The sequence below is a fragment of the Prosthecobacter sp. genome (assembly GCF_044232965.1).
Taxonomy (GTDB): Bacteria; Verrucomicrobiota; Verrucomicrobiia; order Verrucomicrobiales; family Verrucomicrobiaceae; genus Prosthecobacter.
The window spans coordinates 1-15,151 of sequence record NZ_JBIIKX010000036.1 but is presented as its reverse complement, the minus strand read 5'-3'; the positions used below and the strand labels follow the sequence as shown (position 1 = coordinate 15,151).

At 60.5% G+C, this 15,151-nt stretch carries 14 protein-coding genes; 7 read left to right on the top strand and 7 right to left on the bottom strand.

Annotated features, from left to right (window positions below):
- The first annotated feature begins 18 nt into the window (after nt 1-18).
- The 3 genes from ACILSI_RS15505 to ACILSI_RS15495 are packed head-to-tail and all read left to right on the top strand — an operon-like array spanning nt 19 to nt 3,443.
- Complete coding sequence (locus tag ACILSI_RS15505; RefSeq protein WP_395722804.1) at nt 19-1,389, top strand: class I adenylate-forming enzyme family protein; 1,371 nt, start codon at nt 19-21, stop codon at nt 1,387-1,389.
- Between the two features lie 5 nt (nt 1,390-1,394).
- Nucleotides 1,395-2,684 carry an NAD(P)/FAD-dependent oxidoreductase gene (locus tag ACILSI_RS15500; protein ID WP_395722803.1) on the top strand — a complete coding sequence of 430 codons (1,290 nt, stop codon included), beginning with the start codon at nt 1,395-1,397 and terminating at the stop codon, nt 2,682-2,684.
- Between the two features lie 12 nt (nt 2,685-2,696).
- The gene (locus ACILSI_RS15495; protein ID WP_395722802.1) at nt 2,697-3,443 is read left to right on the top strand and encodes a CAAX prenyl protease-related protein; all 747 of its coding nucleotides are present in this window, start codon (nt 2,697-2,699) and stop codon (nt 3,441-3,443) included.
- On the opposite strand, the gene lpxD is transcribed toward ACILSI_RS15495, so the two are convergent.
- Nucleotides 3,444-4,487, bottom strand: a complete 1,044-nt coding sequence (lpxD, locus tag ACILSI_RS15490; RefSeq protein WP_395722801.1) for a UDP-3-O-(3-hydroxymyristoyl)glucosamine N-acyltransferase — start codon at nt 4,485-4,487, stop codon at nt 3,444-3,446. It abuts the gene before it with no gap.
- Between the two features lie 75 nt (nt 4,488-4,562).
- Nucleotides 4,563-5,885: a homoserine dehydrogenase gene (locus ACILSI_RS15485; protein ID WP_395722800.1), complete on the bottom strand. Its 1,323-nt coding sequence runs from the start codon at nt 5,883-5,885 to the stop codon at nt 4,563-4,565.
- A 205-nt stretch (nt 5,886-6,090) separates the two neighbouring features.
- Between ACILSI_RS15485 and ACILSI_RS15480 the strand changes: the two genes are divergently transcribed.
- Both ACILSI_RS15480 and ggt read left to right on the top strand, forming a co-directional pair.
- The gene (locus ACILSI_RS15480) at nt 6,091-6,324 is read left to right on the top strand and encodes a PEP-CTERM sorting domain-containing protein (RefSeq protein ID WP_395722799.1); all 234 of its coding nucleotides are present in this window, start codon (nt 6,091-6,093) and stop codon (nt 6,322-6,324) included.
- Between the two features lie 68 nt (nt 6,325-6,392).
- On the top strand, nt 6,393-8,054 hold the full coding sequence (gene ggt, locus ACILSI_RS15475; RefSeq protein ID WP_395722798.1) for a gamma-glutamyltransferase: 1,662 nt from the start codon (nt 6,393-6,395) through the stop codon (nt 8,052-8,054).
- 86 nt (nt 8,055-8,140) lie between these two features.
- Here the strand turns inward: ggt and ACILSI_RS15470 are convergent, their stop codons facing one another.
- From ACILSI_RS15470 to ACILSI_RS15450, 5 genes are all read right to left on the bottom strand, one after another.
- Nucleotides 8,141-9,379 carry a sigma-54-dependent transcriptional regulator gene (locus tag ACILSI_RS15470; protein ID WP_395722797.1) on the bottom strand — a complete coding sequence of 413 codons (1,239 nt, stop codon included), beginning with the start codon at nt 9,377-9,379 and terminating at the stop codon, nt 8,141-8,143.
- Nucleotides 9,376-10,473 carry a sensor histidine kinase gene (locus ACILSI_RS15465; protein ID WP_395722796.1) on the bottom strand — a complete coding sequence of 366 codons (1,098 nt, stop codon included), beginning with the start codon at nt 10,471-10,473 and terminating at the stop codon, nt 9,376-9,378. The genes ACILSI_RS15470 and ACILSI_RS15465 overlap by 4 nt, the downstream gene beginning before the upstream one ends.
- A gap of 87 nt (nt 10,474-10,560) precedes the next feature.
- Nucleotides 10,561-12,333: a polyprenyl synthetase family protein gene (locus tag ACILSI_RS15460; protein ID WP_395722795.1), complete on the bottom strand. Its 1,773-nt coding sequence runs from the start codon at nt 12,331-12,333 to the stop codon at nt 10,561-10,563.
- Between the two features lie 150 nt (nt 12,334-12,483).
- Entirely contained in the window at nt 12,484-13,614 is a 1,131-nt protein-coding gene (locus ACILSI_RS15455) for a tetratricopeptide repeat protein (RefSeq protein WP_395722794.1), read from the bottom strand.
- Between the two features lie 71 nt (nt 13,615-13,685).
- Nucleotides 13,686-14,099, bottom strand: coding sequence for a hypothetical protein (locus ACILSI_RS15450; protein ID WP_395722793.1), 414 nt, complete (start codon nt 14,097-14,099; stop codon nt 13,686-13,688).
- Between the two features lie 337 nt (nt 14,100-14,436).
- Between ACILSI_RS15450 and ACILSI_RS15445 the strand changes: the two genes are divergently transcribed.
- Both ACILSI_RS15445 and ACILSI_RS15440 read left to right on the top strand, forming a co-directional pair.
- Complete coding sequence (locus ACILSI_RS15445) at nt 14,437-14,655, top strand: hypothetical protein (protein WP_395722792.1); 219 nt, start codon at nt 14,437-14,439, stop codon at nt 14,653-14,655.
- Between the two features lie 4 nt (nt 14,656-14,659).
- On the top strand, nt 14,660-15,151 hold a 492-nt coding region (locus ACILSI_RS15440; RefSeq protein WP_395722791.1), incomplete at its 3' end, for a hypothetical protein.

Genomic DNA, 15,151 nt, shown 5'->3' with positions numbered 1-15,151 from the left:
GTTCATATCCCGGCCTCAGTGAACATCGTCGATCTCATCTTTGCACGCAGCACAGCCGCGCATCCCGCCGTCATCAGCCCGGAACTCCAGCTCACCTTTGGCGAGCTTCAGGCTCGCATGAACGCCTGTGCGCAGCGCATGAACGCCGATCCGGCCTGGCCGGGGAAAAATCGTCCGCGCATTGGCCTCGATGCGCCGAGCGGCGCGGACTACATCGTGGTGGCGTTGGCTATCTTGAAGCAAAACGCGTGCTTTGTGCCGATCCCGGCCGAGCTGACGGCCAGCGAGCGTGCGCAGCTCGCAAAATCGACGGCACTCGATGCCATCGTGTTTGCCAAGAACGCGAAAGACTGGCGCATTGAGGCGGTGGCACATGACTCACCGCCTGCGTTCGATGAATCGGCCCTCGAAGCGCTGAATCCGGCTTTCATCCGCTTCAGCAGCGGCACGACGGGCACGTCGAAGGGCATTGTGATCTCGCATGAGACACTGCTGGGCCGCATCACGGCGGCGAACGAGGGTTTGCGCATCGGGTCGCAGGATCGCGTGCTGTGGGTGCTGCCAATGGCGCACCACTTCGCGGTTTCGATCATTCTTTATCTCTACCACGGCGCCACCACGATCCTCGCTCCCGCAAGTGACCCGAAGGTGATGCTCGCGATGATGCGCGAACATGGCGCGACGGTGATGTATGGCTCGCCCTACCATTACACGATGCTCTCCGGCCAGTCGGACGCGGCATCGCTCGGCTCGCTGCGTCTCGCGGTTTCCACGGCGTTCGCTTTGACGAATGAAGTGGCCGAACTTTTCGCGAGCAAAACCGGGCTGCATCTCACGCAGGGCATGGGCATCATCGAAGCGGGTCTTCCCATCTTGAATCTGGAACATGCAAAGGACAAACCGACCTCAATCGGCCAGCCTCAACCCGCCTTTGAGGTCAAACTGAACGATGGCGAACTCATGCTGCGCGGTCCGGGCATTTTTGACGCTTATCTAACGCCCTGGCAGCCGCGTGATGCCGTGTTGCACGATGGCTGGTTCGCGACCGGCGACATCGCCGAAATGGACGAGGACGGTTGTCTTTACCTGCGTGGCCGGGTGCGCAGTGTGATCAATGTGGGCGGGCTGAAGTGCTTTCCTGAGGAGGTTGAGGCCGTTCTTTGCAGCCATCCAGGTGTGAAAGCCGCCCGCGTTTCCGGTCGTGCGCATCCGGCACTTGGAGCGATGCCTTCGGCGGAAATCATCCCGCAAAACGCCGAATCGCCGCCACCGGTGAATGAGTTGAGAAAACTTTGCCAGGAGCGACTCTCCGCCTACAAAGTGCCGTTGTTCTACACGTTTGTTTCCGAGCTGCCGCTGACCCCCAGCGGCAAACTCCGCCGCTACTGAAACCCATGAATCGTCCCCCACGCATTGCCATCCTCGGCGCCGGGCCTGCGGGCAGCGCACTGGCAACTCTGCTCGCTCGCCAGGGCATCCAGCCAATCGTCTATGATGATGAAAAGCGTCCGCCGTTGCTTGTCGGCGAGTCCATGATCCCCGCCATCGTCGCGATCATCCAGCGCCTGGGCATTGAGGACCGCGTGGCGGCCATCGCGCAGCGCAAGCCTGGGGCCAGCTTCATCCATCATCGCGGCACGCAGATGCACTTCAATTTCATGTCGGTGAAGGGCCGTCTGCCGCCTTATGCTTACAACATCCCGCGCCCCGCGTTTGATGATGTACTCAAAGATTACGCCAAAGAACTCGGCGTGCCATTTGTGAAACACCGCGCCGGGCTCGTGGCGCATCCGGGTGGCAAACCGGAACTGGAGCTCGATGTGGCGGCGCTTGAGGCAGGTGGCTATCACCACGGTGCCAAGCCGGATCTCATCGTCGATTGCAGCGGACGCTCGCGCACCTCGGCCAAGCTGCTCGGCATCGGGTCTACAACAGGCCCGCGTCGTGACACAGCGCACTTCGCGCACTTCACCGGCATTGAGCATCCGTATGAGCCGGGGCAGATCGCGATCACTTATCATCCCTGGGGCTGGAGTTGGCGCATTCCGCTGCCGGACCGGCTCTCCTTCGGCATCGTGATGAACCCGAAATCACTGCCCGAGTTCGGCGCGACCGCCGAAGCCCGGCTTGAAAAGGTGCTGACGACGGATGGCATCCTCTCACCCCTCGCGCAGAACCGCCAGCGCGTGACCGATGTGTACACCTACACGAACTACCAGCTCATTTCCGACCGTGCGCATGGTCCGGGATGGGTGGCAGCCGGAGATGCGTTTGGGTTTGTCGATCCGATGCTCTCACCGGGCGTTTTCCTGGCCCTGGATGCCGCCGAAACCCTGGGCGCGATGTTTGCGAAGCATGGCGAGAAGCTGCTCGACTCACCGGAGCGCCTGATGAGGGAACTCGGCCGCTACGAGAAGCGCCAGCGCGCCTGGCACGCCGCGTGGCATGAGCTGATCGAGTATTTCTACGACGGCCGCATCGTGGCCTTCTACGAGCGCGGCATGCAGTTGAAGACGGACCACCCCGGCTGGTTCAGCAACACGATGGAGAGCGTCACCTCGCGCATGCTTGCCATGATGGCGACCGGTGCCTCCACGAGGTCACCGATGAACCGTGGCTACCTGCGACACTGCGCCAAATGGCTGCTCAATCAGGATCGTGCCAAGGAACTGGCACTGCCCTAACCCTCGTTCCTGATGTTTGCGCGCCTGCTTGCCTCCCCCACCGCCGCGCATGTGCTGCCGCTGGTGCTGTTCACACTGCTGAACGCCGTCCCCGGCATCTTCCGCATCGAAAACTCCGAGCTGCCCTGGCATGTGCGTGCGCCGGAGCACTGGGTCTATCCGCTGCAGACTGTGATCTGCGCCGTGATGCTCGTGCTGTTTCGCAAACACTACACGCTGGCGCCATGGCGTGGTTTGGGTCTCGCTTTCGTGCTCGGCATCGTTGGCATCGCCTTCTGGGTCGCTCCGGCGCTACTGCGTGAGGCCTTGATTCAAGGCGGACATGAACCAGCGAAATGGTGGGAGTGGTTTGGACTCGCTGAGCGCACTGAAGGCTTCGATCCGATGATCGCAAAGGATTCGCCGCTGTGGTTCGGCGTGGTCGTAGGTCTGCGCTTTGCGCGCATGGTGCTGGTGGTGCCGCTGGTCGAGGAATTGTTCTGGCGCGGCTTTTTGATGCGCTTTCTGCTCACCGAAGACGGGCGCTTTGAAAAAATCGCCTTCGGCACGCATGCCTGGAAGGTGTTTTGGATTGTCACCGTGGCTGTGATGCTGATTCACAACACGGAGGACTACCTCGGCGCGTTCGTCTGGGGATCACTGATGTATTTCGTGGCCGTGCGGACGAAAAACCTCGGCGCGTGCGTGTTCATGCACGCCGTCGGCAATCTGGCGCTCGGTCTTTACGTCATGAAGACGCAGCAGTGGGGCTTTTGGTGATCAGGCAGCGCTGCTGCCGTTGCTCTTGAGCTGCGCTTCCAATTCCTTCACACGGGCCTGCAACTGCGGCAGGCGGTTGATGCTGGCAAGGCGGCGCTTCTCATCAGACGCCGGAATCGCCGGGAACCCAAGATAGGTCTGCCCGCCTGGAAGGTCGCGTGTGACGCCACAGCGGGCAGCCAGGGTGGCCTGCGAGCCAACGGTGACGTGCCCGGCGATGCCGACCTGCGCCGCGATCACCACATAATCTCCCACGATCGCGCTGCCCGCGATGGCGGTGCCGGCGACGATGATGCAATGCTTTCCAATGACCACGTTGTGGCCGATCTGCACGAGGTTGTCGATCTTTGTGCCCTCGCCGATCCAGGTGCGGCCAAAACGCGCACGGTCCACAGTGGTGCCAGCGCCGATCTCGACATCGTTGTCGATCTGCACGATGCCCGCCTGGCGCACCTTGCGATGCCGCCCTTGGCTGAACTCGTAACCAAATCCATCCCCGCCGATGACCACACCGGAATGCAGGATGACTCCGCTGCCGAGAATGCACTCCGCATGCACGGTCGAGTTGGCAAACATCTTGGACCCGCCGCCGATACTCGCATTACGTCCGACAAAACAGCCCGCGCCGATCTCGGCTCCATCCGCCAGCTCGACTCCGGCCTCGATCACCGCGTTCGGGCCCACGCAAACCTTCGTCGCGTCAAACTTGGCCGAATCCGCGACCACAGCCGAGGGGTGAACGCCCGGCTCAAACGGCGCAGGCTGGAAGCCGTAGGTCTCCACGATGAGTTCAAAGGAACGTGAAGGGTCCGTCACCGCGATGTAGGCCGCTTGCGGCGGCAGTTCCGCATAATCAGCAGGCACCAGCACAGCCGATGCCTTTGTTTTCAGCAGGCGGTCGTTGTAGCGAGTGTCATGAAAGAAGCTCAGATCGCCAGAAACCGCCTCCTTGAGCGAGGCAAAGCCGGTGATTTCCAGCGTGGGATCACCATTTTTGAGTGTGCCTCCGACGAGGGTGGCGAGTTCTGTGAGAGCGATTTTCATGAATCGCAAACTCTCACGCTTTTTAGGCTGTCGCCATGTCAAACTTGGGCCGCTGGACTTTTGTCACGCAACCCTTCAGCCCTGGAGCGTTTCCACACGCATCCAGCTTGGTTCGCCGCGCACGCACTTGAGTTCACTGATGGCCGCCAGGGCTGATTTCATGTCACCCAGGCGTGCATCATGGATCATGAGCACCAGCGAGGTCTCGCCGCTGGTGTCCTCAAGATCTTCCGGCTGAATCATCGACGAAATACCAATACCACGCTCTCCCAGCACCGTGGCAACCTGCGCAAGAACACCAGGCACGTCGTCCACGGTCAGACGCAGGTAGTAATGGGAGATTGTGTCATCGATCGGCTTGGATTTGCCGTAAAGGCCATGCGGCACGAAGCCGCTGTGACGCGCCCCATGCATCAGCACGGCGGCGGCTTCGCAAAGGTCGCTGATCACACTGCTGCTGGTCGGATCTTGCCCTGCGCCACGGCCGTAAAAGAGCGTCTCGCCCACGACATCGCCATTGACCAGCACGGCGTTGAACGCACCGCTCACATTGGCCAGCACATGCGAAAGCGGGACCAGCGTGGGCTGCGTGCGCACCTCGACGAGGCCGTTTTCATCCGCACGGATCACCGAGAGCAGCTTGATCGTGTAGCCGAGGCGGGCGGCGAATTTGAAATCCGTGATGCTCACGCGCTCCACGCCCTCGACATGCACCTTGTCCTGCGGAATCCAGAAGCCGTAGCTCAAGGAGGCGAGAATGATCGCCTTGTGCGCCGCGTCCCAGCCGCTGACATCCAGCGTGGGATCGGCCTCGGCATAGCCTTTTTCCTGCGCCTCGCCCAAGGCGTCCGTGTAGCTCAGTCCGGCCTGGGACATGCGGGTGAGGATGTAGTTGCAGGTGCCGTTGATGATGCCGTGGATGGAGCGGATGTGATTTCCCACCAAGCCCTCCTGCAGCACCTGGATGATCGGAATGCCGCCCGCCACCGCCGCCTCGAAGTAAATCGGCACGCCGCACTCCTCGGCCAATGCGAACAATTCCTTCCCGCGCTCGGCCAGCAGCGCCTTGTTGCCCGTGACGACGATTTTTTTGGCCCGCAGGGCTGCAGCCACCATCTCGTAAGCCGTCGTCGTGCCGCCGATCAGTTCGACGATCACTGGAATGGCCGAGTCGTTGACCAAGTCCTTCCAATCCGTGGTCAAAAGCTCACTCGGCACCTCGACATCTCGCGGACGGGTCAGATCACGCACCGCCACACGTGTGATGCGCAGTTCGGCACCGATGCGCTGGCTGATCAGGGCGCGATTCTTTTCGAGATTCTTGAACACACCCGCCCCCACATTGCCTAAACCGGCCAAGCCTATGTTGATGACACGCGGAGAACTAACGTTGGACATGATGGAAGAGAAGCCGGGGTTGAAGGGCCGTAGTCATGGCGGAGGCCCGGTGAACTCGCAAGCAGGAAGGCACCCTTTGAACACACAAGCCAATCTCCTAAGTATAGTACATCAAACGCCTGAAAATGAGATCATTAGAACAGAACTGTCGCAAAATAAGTCTTGTCTATCCCCCCATTCATTGAATAAAGGTTTAGTTAATTCCATGTCATTCCGACCTGTCATCTACTGGCTCGCTTGTAGCGCCCTCGCCGTCATTGCTGTCGGCGCGGCAGAGCCCGGGCTGGTGAATCCTGATGTTTTCAACCTCACCAACTTGGATGCCAGTTCCGTGAAGCCTGTGCCAGAACCCAGCCGAGCTTTGCTGCTGTTCGCCGGGATCATGGCCATGGCTTTCACCTACCGCAAAGCTTGGCTGAACTGGAAGCGCGGGATCTGAGGCTGGGTCGCTGATTTTGGCGAGGCTTTTTTCATCGACGCCCGTGCGGGCGTTGCTAGCCTCAGGGCATGAAAGTGCTCCCTGCCCTGCTTTGCCTTGTCGGCGGTCTCCTGCATGCCGCAGACGTCTCGTTTCCAAAACATGCCATCGCCACCGTGCATCCGCTGGCCACACAGGCGGGCATGCAGGCTTTTGAAAAGGGTGGCAATGCCATCGACGCGGCCATCGCCGCCGGTTTGACGCTCGGCGTCGTGGACGGGCACAATTCAGGCATCGGCGGCGGCTGTTTCTTCGTCATCCACGCCGCTGACGGCACCGTCACCTGCATTGACGGCCGTGAAATGGCCCCCGCCAAGGCATCACGGGACATGTATGTCATCAACGGCAAGCTCGACGACGAGGCCAGCAAGACCGGTGCGCTCGCCTCCGGTGTGCCGGGCTACCTCAAAGCCTGCGCCGCCGCCCAAGCGAAGCACGGCAAGCTCAAACTCGCCGATCTGCTGCTCCCCGCCGCCGAGATCGCCGAAAAGGGTTTCCCCCTTGATGAGGTCTATGCCCGCAAACTCGCCGCCACGGCTGCCAAACTCGCCCAGTTCCCCGCCTCGGCCGCCATCTTCCTCAAGGACGGCAAACCGCTCGAAAAGGACCAGACGCTCGTCCAAGCCGACCTCGCGGCCACTTACCGAGCCGTGGCTGAAAAAGGCATCGCCTGGTTTTATGAAGGCGAATTCGCCCAAAAAACCGAGGAATGGATGAAAGCGAACGGCGGCATCACCACCGCCGCTGATTACGCGAACTACAAAGCACCCGAACGTGAGGCCATCCGCTCCAAATATCGCGGCTACGACCTCATCACCATGCCGCCGCCCAGTTCCGGTGGCGTCCACGTCGCGCAAATCCTCAACATCCTCGAACACTTCCCCATCCGCCATTTCCGCGCCAGCAGCCGCATCCATGTCATCACCGAGGCCATGAAGCTCGCCTTTGCCGACCGCGCTCACTGGCTGGGCGATCCCGATTTCGCCAAAGTGCCGCGTGGTCTCGTCGATCCTGCCTACGCCGCCGAACTTGCGAAGAAAATCGACCTCGACCATGCCACGCAGGTGACCGGCCACGGCATGCCGCCGCATTGGGAGGGCGACATATTCGGCAAGCACACCACCTTCCTATGTACCGCCGACGCCCAGGGCAACTGGGTCGCCCTCAATCAAACCATCAACACCGGTTTCGGCAGCAAAGTCGTCATCCCTGGCACCGGTGTCCTGCTCAACAACGAAATGGATGACTTTGCCGTGCAGCCCGGTGTGCCTAACGCCTTCAAACTCATCGGAGCCGAAGCCAATGCCATCGCCCCCGGCAAACGTCCGCTCTCCAGCATGAGTCCGACGATCGTGCTCAAAGACGGCAAACCCTTCATCGTCACCGGCGCTGCCGGCGGTCCCACCATTATCACCCAAGCACTCCTGTTGATCAGCAACATCATCGACGACGGCATGCTCCCTGCCGCCGCCCTGGCCGAACCCCGCTTCCACCACCAGTGGAACCCGGACGAGCTCAAGATCGAAAAAGCCTTCGGCGAAGGCACTCTCAGCCGCGTGAAAGCCCTCGGCCACAAACTCGCAGAGACAACCACCTTCGGTGCCTGCCAGGCCATCTTCTTCGATCAGGAAAAGAAACTTTTCTTCCCCGCGAACGATCCCCGCGTGCCAGGCAAGGCGGACGGCAAGTGAAAGAGCGGCGTCAAGATGGCTCGCCGTCAAGAGGTCAAGCAGGTGACGTCTTGACGATGCTTGACAAGTCTTGACGGCTTCCGCCATCAATCCTCTTTCAGCTTCCTACGCAGCGTCGCCCGGTTCATCTTCAATGCAGCGGCAAGGCGTGTCGGTTTGCCATCGAAGCGCTTCAAGAGCGTTTCCAGCATCGCAGCTTCCACCGTTTCGAGCAGATCATCATAGGCAGGCATCGTTTCGTCCGCGCCGGTGGTCTTTTGGTCAAGCCAGGCGGCAAGGCCGCGCTTCATGGTGTCTTCGAGATGATTTCCATCCTCGGTGTTCTGAAGATTCGCAGGCAGATGATGAGGCAGAAGAGTGCTGCCGCTGCAAACCGCCGAGGCATGGGCCATCGCCGCTTTCAGCTCACGCACATTGCCCGGCCAAAGGTGTGCTTTGAGCGCGGCCATGGCCTCGGCGGAGAGCACGCGATCATCGAGAAATGACGCGGCCAGCGACGGAATGTCGCTCGTGCGCTCCGTCAACGGTGGCAGCGTCACTTGCAGCACCGCCAGCGCGTAAAACAGATCTTCACGCAGAGCCGCCAGCTCACTGCTTGATGCGCTGAACAACCGCGCCCTCAAAGCGCCCAAGCGGTGCATCAGCGCGGCTTGGAGCGGCTTTGACCAGGTGCTGATCTCATCCAGAAACAACACGCCTTTGCCCGCTTTTTCGATGGCGTCGTCCAAAGCAGCCTCCACACGGTCCGCAGGCCATTCATCGGCGCGAAACACGACCAACGGCTCACCCGCGCGCGCGCTATGCCGGTGAATCACCTCGGCGGCGAGGTTTTTGCCGCTGCCGGGCGGGCCTTGGAGCAACACCGGCGCGTCACTGCCGCTCGCTTGGGCGATGACAGCAAACGCGCGCTGCATCAGCGCACTGCTGCCAATCATAGTCGTCTGCGCAGGCGCTTCCATCTTCGCAGGCGTGAGGATCTCGCGGATCGTCCGCTGGAGATCCGCGAGATTCAGCGGTTTTAGGAAATACTCGCGCGCGCCGAGCCTGCGGGCCTCCAGCGCGGTGTCGAGCGTGCCATGCGCGGTGATGACGAGCACTGGCGGCGGCTTTGGCAGCGCCTGAATCTTCTCAAGCACCTTCAGTCCGCTCATGTCCGGCAATCCAACATCAAGAATAACGAGCGCGAAGTTCTGCGAGCCGAGTTTGTCAATTCCCCCCTGCCCGCTTGCCGCGACGACTGGCGTGGCATCGAGACGCCGCACCACGGTCGAGAGCGCGGCGGCGAGGGCGTATTCATCTTCGATGATGAGGATATGGGCGTTCATGCGGCGAGTGAGGGAAGCGACACGAGGATAACCGCCCCGCCCTTGGGGTCATTCTGCAATTCAAGCCGCCCGCCATGCGCCGTCACGATGGTGGCGACGATGTTCAACCCTACGCCCATGCCGCCTTCCTTCTCCGTGAAGAACAACTCCGTGCCGCGAGCGAGCGCGGGCTCGGAGAAACCGAGGCCTGAGTCGGCAAAACGAAGCGAAACGGTGTTTTCATGGCTCTCGGCGCTGATTTGCAGCTTCCCACCTCGTGGCATCGCCTGGAACGCATTCACGAGAAGATTCCGAAACGCCTGTGAAAGCCGCTGCGCATCACCCATCACCCAAAGCGGGCCGATGAGGCCGTTTTCGATCTCAACCCCGGCATGCCATGCCTGCGCTTCCAGATTTCGAGCCACGGCGGCAACACATTCGGCCGCATCGAGCTCCACCAGCTTCGGCGGCAAAGGATTGGCGAGATGCAGCCATTGATTCACGAGTCCGGCGATGACCTCGGCCTCGCTCTCGATCATCTTCAGCGCCTTCGCATCCTCGCCATCATTCGGAGTCATCAACTGCGCATGCAGTTGAATCGAGGCGAGCGGATTCTTGATGTCGTGCGCCAGACTCGTCGCCACACGACCCAGCATCGCGAGCCGTTCGGACTGCGCACGCTTGAGGCGTTCACGCGCGAGCAGCCATCCCACAACGCCGGAGACAAGCCAGAACGTGATGAAGGCATTCCGCGTGGCGGGATCACGCAACGAAAGTTGTGATGGGACAGAACTGCGCGTGAAAACCATGTCGTTCTTGTCATCGAGGCGCACGACGAGCGTGTCGTCGTCCTTCGCCACGCCTTTGCCAGCTTCGCGGAACTCAATCTGCATGCCAAGGAGCTGCTCAAGATCACCCGCGAGTTTTTCGCTGCGTGGCAGATTCATCCGGCGCACAAACTCGGCATCGGCTTGTGCCAGCGCATGAAACAAGCGATTCGATTCCTCACGCTCGCGCTGGCGCAACCAAGCTAGCAGCAACAACGATCCCGCGACGACAAACGCGAGAAAGCCGAGGCCGAAGGTGAGGCGGAGTCTGGTGGAGGAGGCGGACACGCGGGAAAGTGGTCCGCACAGTCCTCTGTGCGGCGCTCGGAATCAAGGAACGCTCGCCTGCCGCACTGGAAGTGAGCGAATCACACTTTACGCAGACACGACGTTCGGCACGAGGTGCTCGGCGGCTTTGGCGGCTTCGGCGCGGAGTTCGGGATTGAGGTTCTTCTGCTCGAACTCGCGGCACCACCCTTTGATCTCGAGTTCGTTGAAGATTTTGCCGATCACGCGGCGCAGAAGGCCTTTCAGGTTGGGGAGTTCGACTTCCTGGAGGGAGCGGATGGCGGCTTCCTTGTAGCTTTCGAGGAGGGTCATCGCCTTTTCATGAGCGCCGCTGTCGAGTGCCCATTGGCGGATGGTGGCGTTGTCGGGCTTGGTGGCGGCGACGCCGTTCCAGAGGGCTTCCATCTGGTCTTTGACCTCGTTTTTGCCTTTTTCACGCAGGAGGGACAGGACGATGCTGGGGCGCATGTTCCACTCGTTGCCGGCGGCGGAGTCTTCGCCGAGGTCGTCGAGGTCGTCGCGGATCTGATAAGCAATGCCGAGGTTCTCGCTGTAGGCGTGCAGCACGTCAGCGCATTCGTCGAGCTGGCCTGCGAGCGCGGCACCGACTTTGAGAGCGACTTCAAAGGCAGGCGCGGTCTTGCTGCGGAAGATTTCGAGCACCTGGGTGCTGCTGAGAGCGACCGGATGGCGCGTCCAGAGCAGTTCGGCACCCTGGCCGATGCAGAGCTCACGCTGACCTTCAGCCGCCACAAGGATGGCAGCACTACGAATGTGCGCGGCGGCATCGTTGTCGGCGAGGAGACGGTAGCCTTCGCCGATGAGCAGGTCGCCGATGTTCAAGGCCACGGGAATGCCGTGCTCGGTGTGAAGCGTGGTTTCGCCGTAGCGTTCGGCATCGCCGTCCTCGATGTCATCGTGAACGAGAGAGGCTTTGTGGAAGATTTCAACAGCGATGGCGGCTTTTTTAACGGTGTCGGAGACCGGGCCTTCAGGATCCTCGCGCAGCGCCTGATAAGCGGCGACGGTGAGGAAGGGACGCCAGCGCTTGCCGGCACGGGCAAGCCATTCGCGCGCGATGTCGTCGCTGTGACCGCGCGACGGACCCATGAGGGCATCCAGCGATTCGCGAGTGAACCAAGTCTTCACCTCGTCGTGAAGCGCGTTGAGGTTTAAGCGGCGGGTTTTGTCGTCGCTGGTGAGATGGATGTAATCCCAGACCCAATCGATATCGACGAGGGTGTCGATGCAGTCATCTTGTAGCAGCGGCACAGCGACGGCGGGAATGGCGGCGGCTTCGATGTAGGGGAAGGTGCGCTCAAGCACGGGAAGGCAGGAAATGCCGACGATAGCTTCGATCTTACCGGTCTGGATGAGCGACATGACGATGGCGCTGCCTTCGGCGACGAGAACGGCGTAACCAAGCTTCTCGGCCTCGTTTTGGAAGTCCTGGATGGAGCAGAGGCCGCACTGTTTGCAGAGCAGGCCAAATTCATCAAAAGGCGCGGGGCATTTGCTTTCGACGCGCAGGCACTTCGGCATCAGCAGCAGACGCTTTTCATACGGCACGGTGGCGAGGGACTCACGCCAGGTTTCATTGGCAAGCAGGACGCCGACGTAATCGCGGTGAATTTTGTCGATGGCGTAGATGGCCATGATTTTGTCCGTGTGCTCCTGAAGCTCTGCCAGAGGCACCGGCGGTACGAGTTTCTGCTCCTCCGCATAGGCACGCACCCAACCGAGGATTTGATCACGCTCCGGCTTGGTCTGCGGGATATTCTTCTTCGGCTGGCGGATACGACGGTTCAGGCCGGGAATGGGCGGCGGAAGAGCGGCAGAACGGACGGCGACTGTGGACATGAGGGAAGGAAAATGACGAATTCAGAATGACGAATGTGCCGCTTTAACCGTGTGAGAGGCCGGTTGTCTTGCAGATATTGCGGCGCGGTGTGCGAATCTTGCTCGCTGACAAAAAACTCCGAAGGGTGCCCTGTTGCCTGAAACGACCTGTCACACCACCGTGCCACGACTGCTCTTCGGCGTGGTTTTGTTGCGCGGTTTGGAGTCAGGCAGCCCCTCATCTTGCAAAATGGTGTCCTGGGGCAGCGGCTCGGCGTCATCCTCGCCCTTTGGGCCGGGTTCGACAAAGGGAGTGGCTTTTTGATAAAGATTCAGGCGTGTCTCAAACTCACTCTTGAGCTTTTGGCGATCATCCTGGGGCAGATCGCTGTCATCCTTGAGCATGAGCAGGGAACGCTGCTGCCAAAGCTCAGCCTCCTTATACTCACCGTTACGGGCCAGGGCGGCGGCCATGGTGTCGATCATCTCATAAGGCTGTTCATCGCTCTGAGCGACTTCGGCGACGAGTTTCAAGGCACGGCGGGCGAGCAGCACGGCGGTCTCGCCATTGTGGAGGTTCTCCTCGGGGCAGGTAGCGAGGAACCAGGCGAGATTGTTCGAGGCCCAGGGATCTTCGGAGCGGGCGGCGCGTTGGTACCAGGCACCGGCACGGCGATAGTCCACTGGCACGCCCTGGCCGGTGTAGTACAAGTTGGCCAGACGTGTCATGGCAGGCACGAAGTCCTGCTGAGCGGCCTTGAGGTACCACAGCGCGGCCTTGGCGGTGCTTTTCGCCACGCCGTCGCCACGTTCTAGCTTGGAGGCGTAAACGGTCTGTGAAGGAGGATTCCCCTGGTCCGCCGCTTTTTTGAACCACTCCGCCGCCTTGACCGGGTCTTTCTTCACTCCTTTGCCTTCCTCATACATCGCAGCCAGGCTGTGCTGGGAAAGCGCGAAGCCGAGATCAGCCGAGGTCTTGTACCACTCTGCCGCCTTGGCCAGATCTTTTTTCACCCCGACGCCATCCTCATGCAGCGTTCCGAGGATGTGCTGGGCGCGGAGGTGTTTCTGTTTCGCGGCCTTCTCGATGGACTTCACACCTTCCGCGAGATTTTTTTTCACCCCTTCGCCAGTGATCATGCGCAGCCCCAGCTCAAACTGTGCGTCGGCATCACCACGATCGGCCCAGTTTCGCAGATCTTTCTCATCCACCTGCTGTGACTGGGCGGAAAGCGGCCCTGCGATGAAAGTCGCCAAGAGAAGTATGCAAAGGTGAAACACGGGGGAGAACGCTCGCTTCATGCCGGAGATTACGCCCGGCACGGGCGCTCTCAACCATCAAAATGCAGAGGGGCTGCAAAAGAACCAGCCCCTCACATCTGGCGCAGAGTCTTGGCGAGCCATGCGTGCTCTTGCTCCAGTTCCGCCGGAGTCTCCACGGTTTGTGAGACTTCCTCACGCAGCATTTTACCAAAGCGACGGCGCAAACGGAAAACCTGGAGGCGTATGGCGGTCTCACTGGCCTCGAACTGCCGCGCAAGGTCGCGGTAGGGCGTGGATTCATCCTCCATCCCCAGGCACGCCTGCAGGGCATCGAACAACTCCCCACGCTGAATGGGTGCGCAGTTTCTCGCGCACCCGGTCGACCAACTCACGCGCCCAGGTTGATAGATACAGGAATTCTGAATCACGATGCTCAATGAGTTCGCGCCGGTAGCGACCTCCCGCCGTCTGGCACTCCTGCGGCAAAACGATGGCGCAACCGCCACGCTTTTCGGCGTTCTCATGGAGCAGGTAGTGGCCAGATGGCGGCCCAGCGAGCCGAGAAGGAAAGAGAGCAGGCGTCCGCGACTTTGATCCGCGTTTTGCACAAGACCTGCGGTGAGGGCAAGGAAAAAAGTCTGTTTAATGTCCTGCGCATCCAGCCGGTCAAAGCCACGACAGCGCAGGTAGGCATAAATGGGATACCAGTAGCGGCAGCATAGCTCGCTGATGGCCAGCGCAACGGCGGCTCCCTCTCGTTGGAGTCATTGTCCGCGCCCTGGTCCGCAGCACAGCAGGATGCTCCATCCCCCCAAAAAATTCATCTTGAACTACCAGGCCAAATTTAAGAACATAGGTCCCATGAAGACGAACAGTGCTCTTCTGATGGCTGCTGTGGGCATGTTTTTGCTCGCACAACCATCGGTGAGTTATGCTGCGGCTGTGCTGGTGGATTTTAGCGCATCCATCAATGATCAGACAGCGCTGCCATTCTCCTTCACCAACAACACTGACCCGGCGGCGGTGACGCAGGCCACCGGGCCGCTAAGAGGATCGCTCTCCCAATACGCCACGCCCTAAATTGATGAAACCGCCCTTCCCCCCCCATCTGTTCGCCACCCTGCTTCTGTTAGCCGGCACATCTGTAACTCCAGTCAGTGCGGCCGCGTTTTTCACGGAAGATTTTAGCGGCAGCCTCGATGCGAACCTCCAGAACCCATCCGCTGCTTTCACGATCTCCGGAGGCACGATTCAGAGGGCCAGTTCCACAGGCCCGGCAGACCGCGCCTACATCAGCACGATTTCAGGTGACTACCTCAACACAAGTTTCATTTTTGAGGTCACGTTGAACTCCCCCTTTGACACACAAGGGCTGATGCTTGTGGGGCTTGGGTCTGGAGTGCCTAACTCCAGTTATGGCAATGAGCCACAGGACTCTCTCTACCTGCGGATTCATAGCCCGGATTTTATCGGTGGTTTAGGCGGCAACGAAGGACGGGTGGATGCGGCCTCGCTAACAGGAACAGGGCCTGCCGTCTTGCTGTCCCAGCATTTTGGCAATCTTGGCACCAGCGCC